Source organism: Moritella sp. 28, from assembly GCF_018219435.1.
Classification (GTDB): domain Bacteria; phylum Pseudomonadota; class Gammaproteobacteria; order Enterobacterales; family Moritellaceae; genus Moritella.
Map to the genome: position 1 here is coordinate 382,263 of NZ_CP056121.1, position 13,714 is coordinate 395,976.

Annotated in this window: 13 protein-coding genes; 12 read left to right on the forward strand and 1 reads right to left on the reverse strand. The window is 40.8% G+C overall.

The window, feature by feature from the left end; translation table 11 throughout:
• Positions 1-231 precede the first annotated feature (231 nt).
• The 6 genes from cpdA (at position 232) to HWV02_RS01815 (ending at position 7,625) form a co-directional block, all read left to right on the forward strand.
• The gene (cpdA, locus tag HWV02_RS01790) at positions 232-1,056 is read left to right on the forward strand and encodes a 3',5'-cyclic-AMP phosphodiesterase (protein WP_211689544.1); all 825 of its coding nucleotides are present in this window, start codon (positions 232-234) and stop codon (positions 1,054-1,056) included.
• A gap of 26 nt (positions 1,057-1,082) precedes the next feature.
• Complete coding sequence (gene yqiA / locus HWV02_RS01795) at positions 1,083-1,670, forward strand: esterase YqiA (RefSeq protein ID WP_211678224.1); 588 nt, start codon at positions 1,083-1,085, stop codon at positions 1,668-1,670.
• 21 nt (positions 1,671-1,691) lie between these two features.
• Entirely contained in the window at positions 1,692-3,581 is a 1,890-nt protein-coding gene (gene parE, locus HWV02_RS01800; RefSeq protein WP_211689545.1) for a DNA topoisomerase IV subunit B, read from the forward strand.
• A 174-nt stretch (positions 3,582-3,755) separates the two neighbouring features.
• Positions 3,756-4,775, forward strand: a complete 1,020-nt coding sequence (locus tag HWV02_RS01805) for a Fe(3+) ABC transporter substrate-binding protein (RefSeq protein ID WP_211678226.1) — start codon at positions 3,756-3,758, stop codon at positions 4,773-4,775.
• Between the two features lie 148 nt (positions 4,776-4,923).
• Positions 4,924-6,555 (forward strand): iron ABC transporter permease, encoded by a 1,632-nt coding sequence (locus HWV02_RS01810; RefSeq protein WP_211689546.1) that lies wholly within the window; start codon positions 4,924-4,926, stop codon positions 6,553-6,555.
• A complete protein-coding gene (locus HWV02_RS01815; protein ID WP_211689548.1) occupies positions 6,555-7,625 on the forward strand; it encodes an ABC transporter ATP-binding protein in 1,071 nt (356 codons plus the stop codon). Before HWV02_RS01810 ends, HWV02_RS01815 begins: the two co-directional genes overlap by 1 nt.
• A gap of 62 nt (positions 7,626-7,687) precedes the next feature.
• Here the strand turns inward: HWV02_RS01815 and argR are convergent, their stop codons facing one another.
• A complete protein-coding gene (gene argR / locus HWV02_RS01820; RefSeq protein ID WP_211678229.1) occupies positions 7,688-8,149 on the reverse strand; it encodes a transcriptional regulator ArgR in 462 nt (153 codons plus the stop codon).
• Between the two features lie 323 nt (positions 8,150-8,472).
• Here argR and artP point away from each other — a divergent pair, with 323 nt between their 5' ends.
• The 6 genes from artP (at position 8,473) to HWV02_RS01850 (ending at position 13,598) form a co-directional block, all read left to right on the forward strand.
• On the forward strand, positions 8,473-9,213 hold the full coding sequence (artP, locus tag HWV02_RS01825; RefSeq protein ID WP_211689550.1) for an arginine ABC transporter ATP-binding protein ArtP: 741 nt from the start codon (positions 8,473-8,475) through the stop codon (positions 9,211-9,213).
• A gap of 17 nt (positions 9,214-9,230) precedes the next feature.
• A complete protein-coding gene (locus tag HWV02_RS01830; RefSeq protein WP_211689552.1) occupies positions 9,231-9,974 on the forward strand; it encodes a transporter substrate-binding domain-containing protein in 744 nt (247 codons plus the stop codon).
• A 135-nt stretch (positions 9,975-10,109) separates the two neighbouring features.
• Positions 10,110-10,784 (forward strand): arginine ABC transporter permease ArtQ, encoded by a 675-nt coding sequence (gene artQ, locus HWV02_RS01835; protein ID WP_211673822.1) that lies wholly within the window; start codon positions 10,110-10,112, stop codon positions 10,782-10,784.
• A complete protein-coding gene (artM, locus tag HWV02_RS01840) occupies positions 10,781-11,446 on the forward strand; it encodes an arginine ABC transporter permease ArtM (protein WP_211678232.1) in 666 nt (221 codons plus the stop codon). The genes artQ and artM overlap by 4 nt, the downstream gene beginning before the upstream one ends.
• A gap of 251 nt (positions 11,447-11,697) precedes the next feature.
• Positions 11,698-12,636, forward strand: coding sequence for a malate dehydrogenase (gene mdh, locus HWV02_RS01845; RefSeq protein ID WP_211678233.1), 939 nt, complete (start codon positions 11,698-11,700; stop codon positions 12,634-12,636).
• Positions 12,637-12,791: 155 nt separating this feature from the next.
• Positions 12,792-13,598: a tetratricopeptide repeat protein gene (locus HWV02_RS01850; RefSeq protein ID WP_211689553.1), complete on the forward strand. Its 807-nt coding sequence runs from the start codon at positions 12,792-12,794 to the stop codon at positions 13,596-13,598.
• The last annotated feature ends 116 nt before the right edge of the window (positions 13,599-13,714 follow it).

Below are 13,714 nucleotides of genomic sequence, written 5' to 3' on the forward strand. Positions count from 1 at the left end.
ATACCCTTTAGGCTAAGTTGTTTGAATCTCTCATGATGTTACTGGTTTCTAATCCGAAATCGTGGAAGTGTGTGCTGGACAGCAGATTTATTAAGTCCTATTAGGTATTCTTTAATAGTCTTAAGGATCTTTCAATCTGACTCGCTGATATGTGGTTACAAGTCAGTGTAGTTATTATTCGACATTACTAGGCAACAAATAACAGATAAAGGATAAGGGTTAAAGATTATTGTGGGCGCGGACATTTCTAAATTAACAGCAAAGCATAACGTCATTAATTTATTACAAGTGACGGATACTCATTTGTTTGCAACGGCTGAGAAGGATCTTCTTGGCGTTAAAACACAGCAGAGCTTTAGCCATGTTATCGATGCTATTTTGCAGAATCAACAACCGTTTGATGCTGTGCTTGCCACGGGCGATATTTCCCAAGATAACAGTATAGCTTCTTATCAATACTTTGCTCAGCATATTAAACGTTTAGATAAACCTTGTTATTGGTTACCTGGTAATCATGACAATATTCCACTCATGGCCGGTGCATTAAAATCTGAAGGTGTCCTGTCGGATAAATATAAAGTTGTTGGTGATTGGCAGATTATTTTATTAGATTCGCAATTAACGGGTTCTCCGTCGGGTTATTTATCGCCTGAACAACTTGAATTACTTGACGAGCGACTGAGCTTACATCCTGATAAATATGCATTGGTGGTATTACATCACAATACTTATCCTGTGGGTTGTAAATGGTTAGATCAGCATATTTTGCGTAATCCAGAGGCGTTTTTAGCGGTGTTAGCAAAACACCCTAAAGCACGGCATGTGTTATTTGGTCATGTGCACCAGCAGTTAGACCAGACTTATGATGGTATTCACTTTATGGCGTCTCCGTCGACTTGTTTCCAATTTAAACCACATTGTGATGAGTTTACTCTTGATGCGCGAGCGCCTGGCTGGCGTTATTTACAACTACACAGTGATGGTACTATTAACAGTCAGGTTTGGCGTTTGTCTAATCATGATTTTAATCCCGATCTAGAGTCTAAAGGTTACTAACAATACTGCTAGAGGTAAATGAACAAATGGCTTCCACGCTACTACTCTATTTGCACGGTTTTAATAGTTCACCAAAATCGGTTAAAGCACAGCAAATGGCAGACTATCTTGCATTGCACCACCCTGATATTACAATTGAAATACCGAATCTTTCACCTTATCCTCAAGATGCTTGGCTACAGATAGAACAACTTATTGCACGTTACCCAATGCATCAGCTTGGGGTAGTCGGCAGTTCACTCGGCGGGTATTATGCGACTAAAGTGAATCAACAATTTAATTGCCCAGCGGTGATTATTAATCCCGCTGTAAAGCCTTATGAATTGCTGGTGGACTATTTAGGGGAAAATACGAACCCTTATACCCAAGTTAAATTTAATTTAGCTGAGCAACACATTGATGAGCTACGGGCATTGGATTGTCTGGCATTAGTTCACCCAGAAACTATCTGGGCACTATTACAGACCGATGATGAAGTGTTAGACTATAACCAAGCAACAACAAAATACGAAATGGCGAGATTGACGGTAGAGCAGGGTGGCGATCATGCTTTTATTGGATTTGAACGCTATCTTAGCGATATTTTAACCTTTCTTGCATTCAAACCGATGTAACGAACAGCACAAAAGAAACTCATGACACAAGAATATAATGCGGGCTCGATTGAAGTCCTAAATGGTCTCGAACCAGTACGTCGCAGACCCGGAATGTATACTGATACTGTACGTCCTAATCACCTTGGCCAAGAAGTTATCGATAATAGTGTCGATGAAGCGTTAGCGGGTCATGCTCAGAACATTACGGTTACTTTACATGCCGACCAGTCGCTAGAAGTGAGTGATGACGGTCGTGGTATGCCAGTGGATATTCACCCAGTGGAAGGTGTAAGTGGTGTTGAACTGATTTTATCTAAGTTACATGCCGGTGGTAAATTTTCGAACGATAGCTATCAATTTTCTGGTGGTCTACACGGCGTTGGTATTTCGGTTGTAAATGCGTTGTCTAAACGTGTAGAAATTACCATTAGACGTGGTGGCCAAATTTATCAAATCGCGTTTGAGCATGGCGATAAAGTGTCTGAACTCGAAGTGATTGGCACCATTGGTATCCGTAATACCGGTACTAAAGTACATTTCTGGCCAGATGCGAGTTATTTTGATTCGGGTAATTTTTCGTCTAAGCGTTTGATGCATAACTTACGTGCGAAAGCGGTATTGTGTCCCGGTTTAAACATTAAATTTGACGATAAAGTAAATAAAGAAAAACATGTATGGTGCTTCGAAAAAGGCCTGCAAGACTATTTAATGGAATCGTTACAGGGATGGGCAACATTACCCGAAGTGCCGTTTGTCGGCAGTTTTTCTGCCAATAATGAAGCGGCTGATTGGGCGGTTATTTGGCTACCTGAAGGTGGTGAATCGGTTACCGAAAGTTATGTTAACTTGATTCCAACTGCGCTTGGCGGTACCCACGTGAATGGCTTACGCCAAGGTTTACTCGATGCCATGCGTGAGTTCTGTGAATTCCGTAACTTATTGCCACGTGGGGTGAAGTTAACGCCTGATGATATTTGGGATCGTTGTTCTTATATCTTGTCGGTTAAAATGCAAGACCCACAATTTGCCGGACAAACCAAAGAACGTTTGTCATCACGTCAGTGTGCTGCATTTGTTTCTGGTGTGGTTAAAGATTCGTTTTCATTATGGTTAAACTCAAATACCGACCTGGCTGAATTATTGGCTGATTTATGTATTAATAATGCCCAGAAGCGTTTAAAAGCCAGTAAGAAAGTGGCGCGTAAGCGCGTGACCAGTGGACCTGCATTACCGGGTAAATTAACCGATTGTTCGGGTCAAGACCCTATGCGCTCTGAACTATTCTTAGTAGAAGGTGACTCTGCTGGTGGTTCTGCGAAACAAGCCCGAGATCGTGAATTCCAAGCGGTAATGCCATTGCGTGGTAAAATCTTAAATACGTGGGAAGTCGATTCTGCGCAAGTATTGGCTTCACAAGAGGTGCATGATATTTCGGTGGCGCTGGGTATTGACCCCGACTCGGATGATATTTCTGGTTTACGCTATGGAAAAATCTGCATCTTAGCCGATGCCGATTCCGATGGTCTACACATTGCGACTTTACTATGCGCTTTGTTCTATAAACACTTTAGAGCTATGGTTGAAGCCGGACATGCGTTTGTCGCAATGCCGCCGTTATATCGTATCGATATTGGTAAAGAAGTCTTTTATGCATTAGATGAATCCGAGAAAAATGGCATCATCGACCGTATTGAAGCCGAGAAGAAACGCGGTAAAATCAACGTACAACGCTTTAAAGGACTGGGTGAAATGAATCCGCTACAATTGCGGGAAACCACTATGGACCCTAATACTCGTCGTTTGGTCCGTTTAACGATTGATAACGCAGATGAAACACTGGCGATGATGGATATGCTGCTTGCCAAAAAACGTTCTGCGGATCGCCGTACTTGGTTAGAAGATAAAGGTGACATGCTCAGCGATAGCTAGGCCGTGATTAACATATAAGTGAATCCTTATTACGAACCACAACATGGTTGCAGTCCTCGCAGCCATGTATCCCCTACCTCTTTTTGAGAGTTATTATCATTTACACTTGTGAATCTTTTTATATTCTTATAGACTCCATTCATAATGTAAACAATTCGTATTTAGAGGTAAAGGATGAAAAAGGGAATATTTGGTTTATCTGCTTTGGCATTAACAACGTCACTAATGAGCGCTACTGCTTTTGCTGGTGAAGAAGTTAATATTTATTCAAATCGCCAAGCTAATTTGCTTAATCCGATCCTTGAACAATACACTAAAGATACTGGTGTGAAGGTGAACATTGTATTTGCGAAGAAAGGACTTGCAGATAGAATGAAACGTGAAGGTCGTTTATCAAAAGCCGACTTATTACTAACAACTGATATCAGCCGTTTAGTTGAAGCTGTTGAGAGCGGTGTTACTCAGTCAGTATCAAGCGACGTATTAAAAGATAACATTCCTGCGCAATACCGTGATCCAGATGGCGAATGGTTTGCACTAACGACACGTGTACGTAATATTTACACTTCACGTGAAGCCTATGGTGACGTTGCTAACATCACTTATGAAGAACTTGCAGACCCTAAATATAAAGGTCAAATCTGTACTCGTTCAGGTAAACACCCATACAACGTAGCACTTATCTCATCGATGATCTCACATCACGGTGAAGCTGAAGCAAAAGTATGGTTAGAAGGTGTTAAAGCTAACCTTGCACGTAAACCACAAGGTAACGACCGTGCACAAGTTAAAGCGATTAAAGAAGGCGTTTGTACCGTTGCTCTTGGTAATAGCTACTACTTAGGCAAAATGTTGAAAGATCCAAAACAAGTTGCTTGGGCTGAATCTGTTAACATTAACTTCCCTAACCAAAAAAACCACGGCGCGCACGTAAACGTTTCAGGTATGGTATTAGCTAAATACGCACCGAATAAAGGTAACGCGGTTAAACTGATGGAATACCTATCTGGTGCAAAAGCACAACAAATGTATGCTGAAGTGAACATGGAGTATCCAGTTAAAGCGGGCACCAAAGCATCTGAACTAGTTTCATCTTGGGGTGAGTTCAATGCTGACTACATGCCTGTAGCAGAGATTGCAAAACATCGTAAAGCTGCACTAAGACTACTTGATGAAGTTAAATTCGACTTGTAAAATAGCGTATAGACCCTATATTACATGGGGTTAACAGTTAATGTTACGGCCTGAATAGGCTGTTAACGGACTGATTTAAAGGTTGGTATAGTTACTTAGTAACTGACCAGCCTTTTCGCGTATCTAAACAGGAGTTATTTTTCCGTTCATGAATCATAAGTTAGCCTTTTCTTGGCATTCTAGTAGTTGGTTTATTGCGATTATGTTAGCGCTACCTATTGCCGCGTTGTTTTATCAGGCAATTGGCCCCAGTGCAGATGTTTTTCAACACCTTGTAGATACAGTTCTTCTCGACTACGTTCAAAATACCTTCATCCTTGTTTTTCTCGTTTGTTTAATCAGTAGTATTATTGCCTTACCAGCTGCTTGGCTGATCGCCATGTGTAATTTTCCTGGACGTAAAGTTTTACAATGGGCATTGATGTTACCAATGGCTATGCCTGCTTATATTGTGGCCTATATTTATACTGATATGTTTGATTATGCAGGTCCGGTACAAATTGCCTTACGCGCTGTGTTTGACTGGCAGAGTGCCAGTGATTATTGGTTCTTTGATATCCGAACGATACCCGGAGCTGCCACTGTATTAGCGCTGGTACTATACCCTTATCTCTATTTATTAGCGCGAACTTCATTTTTGGAGCAGTCAACTAGCCTTATCCAAGCAAGCCGTGTACTCGGCAGTTCAGCACTATCGAGCTGTATTCGTGTGTCATTACCCCTTGCGCGTCCTGCAATTGCTGTTGGTTTATCGCTGATCGCGATGGAGACTGTTGCTGATTTTGCTACGGTGAATTATTTCGCGGTAAATACGTTAACCACTGCGGTTTATGATACTTGGATTGGTCACGGTAGTTTAACGGCTGCCGCACAATTATCGGTGATGACGTTATCGGTGATCTTATTGTTTGTCGGTTTAGAGCGTTTTGCACGTCGTAAACAACAAGTATTTCAAAAAAGCATGCTGCATGAGCAAGAGGTGCGTTATCAGTTAACGGGCTGTGCCAAGTTGTTGGCGATGGTTTGGTGCTGGTTGTTGGTGTTTGCTGGTTTCTTATTACCGTTTGCGGTATTAGTTAATTATGCATGGCATTACTTTGCTGAATCTTGGACTGAGGAGTTCTTTCAATACAGTGCAAACAGCTTAATTCTTGCGGTTATCGTAGCTGGTTTAGCGGTTCTTTGTGCAATATTATTGGGTTTATACCGTCGTTTAGTCGGTTCTAAATATGCGACTATTCCTGCACGCATCAGCACCATGGGTTATGCATTACCCGGTACTGTATTAGCTATTGGTATTATTATTCCGTTAACGTCCGCCGACTTTTTATTAAATGATATGACTGAATTGTTGTGGGACTGGACACCGGGTCTGGTCTTTACTGGCACTAGTTTTGCGCTTATCTTTGCTTATCTTATTCGTTTTTCAGCGATCGCGGTGGGTTCTATTGAAAGCAGTATTGATAAAATATCGCCGTCACTAGATATGGTCACGCGCACGCTGGGACACCGCCCACATAGTATGATCCGTAAAATTCATATTCCCTTGATCCGGAAAGGTGTATTGGCAGCATTTTTGTTAGTCTTCATTGAATCAATGAAAGAGTTGCCAACGGCTTTGTTATTACGTCCATTTAACTATGAAACGCTAGCGACTTACGTATTTCAGTTTGCTTCTGATGAAATGTTAGAGCAGGCTGCATTAGCGGCCATTGTGATTGTGTTAGTTGGATTAATTCCGCTTATTTTCTTGAACCGTTCTTTGGAGCAACAGCACTGATGACACTATCTTCTTCACCTGCTTTACGTATTTCTGATCTGCATTGTAGTTATGCTGGCGTCGATATTTTAATGGGGCTTGATCTGAGTTTAGGTAAAAACGAAATTCTGTGTTTATTAGGCCCAAGTGGTTGTGGTAAAACGACGACGTTAAAATTGATCGCGGGCTTATTACCACCCACGCAAGGTCGCATCGAAATTAACGGTAATGTCGTTGATAATGGCCGATTAAACCTGGCACCAGAAAAGCGTAATGTCGGTATGATCTTTCAGGATTACGCTTTATTTCCACATTTGACAGTGACTGACAATGTGCTGTTTAGTTTGCATAAACAGAGTAAAACTAAACAACAAGAGAAACTGGATTATATGCTTAATCTCGTTAACTTAAGTGAATTCTCCGATCGTTATCCGCACCAGCTATCGGGTGGTCAGCAACAACGCGTTGCAATTGCCCGGGCGTTAGCAAGTTCGCCAGAGTTGTTATTATTGGACGAACCCTTTTCTAATATTGATAGCCAGGTTCGTCATCATTTAATTGAAGAGATGCGAGGTTTGCTTAAATCCTACAACATGAGCGCTATTTTTGTTACTCACAGTAAAGAAGAAGCGTTTGCTTTTGCTGATCGTTTAGCGGTTTTTAATCAAGGCAAGATTGAGCAGCTAGGGACACCAAGTGAGCTATATAACCAACCTGCGACACGCTTTGTCGCGGACTTCTTAGGTAAGGTTAACTATTTAGATGCAGTGGTCGTAGATGAGTACAGTGTAAATACAGTATTAGGTGTTATTAGCAGTGAGCAAAAATTAACAGCGGCGGTTGGTGAACAAAAACTGTTAGCATTAAGACCACAACAATTAAAATTAGTTATCGCAGAGCAGGGAATTGCGACGATCACCCAACAACAATTTTTAGGTATAACGACTCATTGTACGATTGGTATAGCCACAAGCATGTTGACTGAGAACGAGTTGGAATTATCTGTATCCATGCAGCAGCCCATGACTGTTGGTGATATGGTTAATGTGGCTGTAGAAAGCCATGATTTAGTATTATTTGAGCTAGATTAAGTGATTAACTAAAATAATGTTTGGCGTGCGAATCGTCGCTGCGCCAAACATTAATACGCTTATTACAGATACTCAAACAACTCTTTTACTGCACTATCTACTTCTGCAATAATAGTGGTGCTAGTTGGGGTAATGAAAATAGTGTCATCGCCTGCTATCGTCCCCAAAATTCCTTCTGTACGCCCTAATGAATCTAATAAACGAGCGATTAATTGTGCCGAGCCTGGGCTTGTTTGGATCACAATAAGACATTCATTATGGGAAATATCTAATACTAAGCTTTTTAACTGGCTGCTAATCGTTGGGACACCTAACTCCGCAGGTAGGCAATAAACCATTTCATCCTTGGCATTGCGTGTGCGTACTGCGCCAAACTTACTGAGCATTCTTGATACTTTCGATTGGTTCACGCTGTCAAAACCTTGTTCTTTAAGCGCATCAACGATGTCACCTTGTGAACCCAGGTGCTCCTCTTTTAATAATCCTTTAAATGCTTTTACTAACTGATCTTGTTTTTCACTCATACTTGTTACCATGTCAGTTGATTCATCTATAATTCAAGTTGCTAATCTTAAAATCAATGTGGTTATATAATGATACCGTCATTAATTTTATCGTTCATTTATAAAGTTTGCTACTAAGTTATTAATGCAATGAGTAAATGGATTAGGTTAGCGATGAACTGAATAATTATGCATATGATACCAGCAGGGTATATTTTATCTAGTTTATTTGGTTAATGTGGCCCTGGTGCATAAAAACCAAATTAAAGTGAATATTTATGTTGATATTGAAGTTTATTCGGTTACTATATTCGCATCTAGTGCAATTATATTCAGTTATCATTATGAGCATCGAACTAAAAAACATCTGTAAATCTTGGGGTCAACTTGATGTATTACAAAACATCGACCTTAAATGTGCGAAAGGCGAGACCTTAGTGCTACTTGGTCCAAGTGGTGCTGGCAAGAGTTCTCTATTGCGCGTGCTTAACTTACTTGATACGCCAGATAATGGCACTATCAGTATTGCTGGTGAAATATTTGATTTTTCAGGTAAACTTAATGATAAGCAATTAGCTAAACGTAGCCAGATGTTGAGACAGAAAGTAGGCATGGTATTTCAACAATACAACCTATGGCCGCATATGTCTGTGATGGATAACTTAATTGAAGCACCCGTTAAGATTTTAAAGCAAACAAAACAACACGCTCGTAAAGAGGCCATGAAGATCCTTGAGCAATTACAGCTAACTGATAAAGCCGATGTATTTCCATTGGCCTTATCAGGTGGTCAACAGCAACGTGTCGCGATTGCACGTGCTTTAATGATGAAACCAGAAGTATTGTTATTTGATGAACCGACTGCGGCGTTAGATCCAGAGGTAACTAATCAAGTGGCTGAAATCATTACATCATTAGCCATCACAGGTATTACGCAGGTTGTTGTTACGCACGAAGTGGACTTCGCGCGTAAAGTCGCTAGTCAGGTTTGTTATCTTGAAAGCGGTGAAATTGTTGAATTTGGGGGGGCTGAGCACTTTCAGCAACCACAAACGCCACAGTTTACAAATTATTTAAAACATTAGGAATAAGGTCGTACCAAATGAAAAAATTACTCACAGCATTAATTCTAACTTCTACTGCGGCACAAGTCACAGCGGCAGAACAAATAAAATTTGTTACTGAAGCGACGTATCCTCCGTTTGAAATGATGGATGAAAACAACGAATTCCAAGGTTTTGATATTGATATCGCCCGCGCAGTTTGTACTGAATTAAAAGCGGAGTGTAGTTTTGCTAACCAGTCATTTGATAGTTTGATCCCAAGCCTAAAGTTCCGTCGTTATGATGCGGCAATTGCAGCAATGGACGTAACGCCTGCACGTCAAAAGCAAGTTGATTTTTCTGATGTATATTATGAAAATTCAGCGGTACTAGTGGCTGAAAAAGGCAAATATAATATTGTTTCTGATTTAGCAGGTAAAGCAGTGGGTGTACAAAATGGTACATCACACCAAGCTTACATGATAGATACTTACGCAGATGAAAAGGTATTGCTACTTAACTTCCCATCATACCAAAAAGCATTTTTAGACCTTAAAAATGGTCGTGTCAATGGTGTATTTGCAGACTCTGCAGTGGCGCACGATTGGTTAACGAAGCACAGCGGTGGTAACTACGAAACAGTCGGTAAAGCCGTGACTGATGCGAAATACTTTGGTGCTGGTTTTGCTATCGCAGTACGTAAAGGTAATACTGAATTATTAGCTAAATTGAACAAAGGTTTACAAACGATTAAAGCGAACGGCATCTACGATAAGATTTACGCAAAATACTTTGCTAAATAATAGATAACAGTGTTTAATCTCGACCTGAGTTACATTGTAATATTAGGGCATAATAGCCCCGTTATTGTGATAACGAGATAATTTATTTTAAAGTGCCTTTTAGGGGCATTTTTTGTTTTTACGTCCGGAGTTTTTATGGATCTTTTGCAGCTTCAATTATTATTGGATGCAACAAAAATCACCCTTGGCCTCGCGCTAACATCATTGTTGGTTGGCTTGGTTCTCGCTATTTTATTCTGTGTTGCAGAAATGCAAAAGAACCCACTTATTGCCAAGCCGATTAGCTTATTTGTTACTGTATTACGTGGTTTACCTGAGATATTGATCGTATTTTTCATTTTCTTCGGTGGCACGCATATCCTATTTCTATTAACCGATGAGTTTTATGACATCAGTCCGTTCTGGAGTGGTGTGGTGGCACTGTCGCTAATTTTTGCGTCTTATGCATCGCAAACATTACGTGCGGCTATTCAATCGGTACCGAAAGGTCAACAACAAGCTGCACAAGCGCTTGGTATGGGACCTGTGCGTTGTTTTCTGCGTATTACCTTACCGCAAGCATGGCGTTTAGCATTGCCGGGTTTAGGCAATCAGTGGATGGTACTGCTAAAAGATACCGCGTTAGTCTCTTTGATTGGTGTGACGGACTTAATGAAACAAGCTGATTTATTATCAGGTAGTACTTATAAGCCTTTTACCTTTTTGGTGGCCGCAGCTGCGATTTATCTGATTATCACTTTGATTAGTCAATGGTTGTTAAAGCACCTTGATAGTTACATTAACCGTTTTGATGCTGGAGTAGCAAAATGACGTTAGATCACTTCTGGTTATTATTTGACGGTTTGAGTACTACCCTTGAAATTACCTTTTACAGCTTATTGTTTGGGTCTATGATAGCGGCGTTGTTAACGCTGGCGATGATCAATAAGATCCCAGGATTAAACTTATTATCACGGTCTATTATTTTGGTCTTTACCGGTACCCCGTTATTGATTCAAATATTTTTGGTATACAGTGGTCCATCACAGTTTGAGTGGATCAAAGACAGCTTCTTATGGGATTACCTGCGTCAGGCTAAAATCTGCGCCATTATTGCGTTATCGTTTAATACGGCTGCCTATTCATCGTTACTCTTTAAAGGTGCTATTGAATCTGTACCACGTGGTGAATGGGATGCATGTAAAGCCCTCGGCATGAACCGCAGGCAGACACTGGCGGTTATCGTGCCACATGCGATACGCCGGGTATTACCGTCTTATTCTAATGAAGTGATTTTGGTACTCAAAGGTACATCATTAGCAAGTTCGATTACGATTATGGATGTGATGGGTTATGCCAATCAAATCAATGGTCAAACCTATGATGCATTAATGGCCTTTTCTGCTGCGGGTATTATCTACTTAGGCATGAATGGTATCTTGGTATTGATCTTTAAACAGTTAGAGAAAAAAGCCCTCGCGTTCCAATCTTAATTTCTGAATTTCTTACTCACTGATATCGTTATTGATAGCGATATCAGTGAGTAAATTGTATTATTTCACCTGAAAGTGAATCGCTAATGATAGAAAGCGAAACTCTTAAAACCCATACGTAATTCATTTATTTACCGTGCATATTCGTGTTGTTAATTGTTTTTTAGTCAATGTTGCAGTAAGGTAGCTGTGATTAAAGGAATTTGTGAATATTGTATTCTACATAAACAATTAAGATAATGGAGACGTCTATGAAAGTCGCTGTATTAGGTGCTGCTGGTGGTATCGGTCAAGCTTTAGCCCTACTTTTGAAAACTCAACTACCTGCTGGTTCAGATCTATCACTCTATGATATCGCACCAGTAACTCCAGGTGTTGCTGTTGATTTAAGCCATATCCCTACAGACGTTACTATTGCTGGTTTTGCTGGTACAGATCCTACAGATGCACTTGTTGGTGCTGACGTGGTACTTATCTCTGCGGGTGTTGCTCGTAAGCCAGGCATGGACCGTTCAGATCTATTCAATATCAATGCTGGCATTATCAAAAATTTAGCCGCTAAATGTGCTGAAGTATGTCCAAACGCATGTATCGGTATTATTACTAACCCAGTTAACACAACTGTGCCAATCGCTGCTGAAGTACTTAAGCAAGCGGGTGTTTACGACAAGCGTAAACTATTCGGTATTACGACGCTGGATGTTATCCGTTCTGAAACTTTCGTAAGTGAGCTTAAAGGCATTTCACTTGCTGACGTTGAAGTACCGGTTATCGGTGGTCACTCAGGTGTTACTATTCTTCCGCTACTTTCTCAAGTTAAAGGCGTTGAATTTACAGCTGAAGAAATTGCGACGCTAACACCACGTATTCAAAACGCTGGTACTGAAGTTGTTGAAGCTAAAGCGGGTGGCGGTTCTGCGACACTTTCTATGGGTCAAGCAGCTGCACGTTTCGGTCTTTCTCTTGTTCGCGCATTACAAGGCGAAAAAGGTATCGTTGAATGTACTTATGTTGACGGTGGTTCTGAGCACGCAACATTCTTCGCACAACCTGTACTACTAGGCAAGAACGGCGTTGAAGAAGTATTAGCATACGGTGACTTAAGCGAATTTGAAACGAACGCACGCGATGCAATGCTAGAAGAACTAAAAGCGAACATCACATTAGGTGAAGAATTCGTTGCTGGTTAATCATTACATCTAGCCTGTTAGGTCAAAGATGATGAGAATTGAAGCCCAAGTTATTTTTAACTTGGGCTTTTTTATTTAAGAAAACGACACGTCGGTCGATATAACTATTACCACAGTAGTTTTTTCGCTGAAAATTATCTTTTAGGTTGATTGATATGCTTATAACACCGACAGCTAGGTTAACGACAATTTGTCATTATGTGAAAACGGTATTATTAGTCATGGCGACGAGTGTGTTTTTGGCTGCTGCAATGCCAGTATTTGCAGAAACGAGTGCCAAGACCGTCGCATTCAGCAAACCTGTCGGTGAAAAAGAGCAACGTATTACAGACCGTGGCGAACGTGCAGTCGAGGCGGAAAAAGCAGCTAAAGCAGCTAAAGCAGCCCCCACATTCACTGAATTCCCCAGCGCGATTGAGCTATATAGTGATGATGAACTTAATCAATTAATTGCGGAAAATACCCACCTTAAGCGGGTACGTGCAGATGAGTGCCAACTTGTTGATGATATTAAAGCGCGTGCTGAATTAGTGAGGCTACCGACTTATCAATTTCTATGGGGTGATATGTTAGCCTGGGGAGTGTGTGTTGATAAAAATGCCGAACTTGGTATTTATTATATGCGTGCAGCAGCAAGACAGGGCCAACCTCGAGCATTGGAACAACTGGGGCGTTACTATGTTCAAGGGAAATTTGTGCAGCAAGATATCGAGCGTGCTGTACCGCTATTTGAACAATCAGCTAAATTAGGTTTTTTACCGGCGAAAATACAATGGGCGGAGCTATTAATTCAAGGCTACGGCAGTCCTTATGATTATCAAATGGCATACAGTTATTTGTATAATACTGTGACGGCTGATGTTAAGATGCACAAAAAATTAACCCTATTATTAGCGCAATTAGAAAACTTAATGCCTGAACGTGTGGTTACAGCAGCAAAACATGCCGCTAAATATCAGTAAGTATGACGAGTTAAGTACCTCATTAAAGCTAACTGAATAGTCAATTAGAGTTAGATCCGATTCGATCCTGTGCTCATTTGGCACTATCCTTCTTGTATACCGACTTACTTATGGTA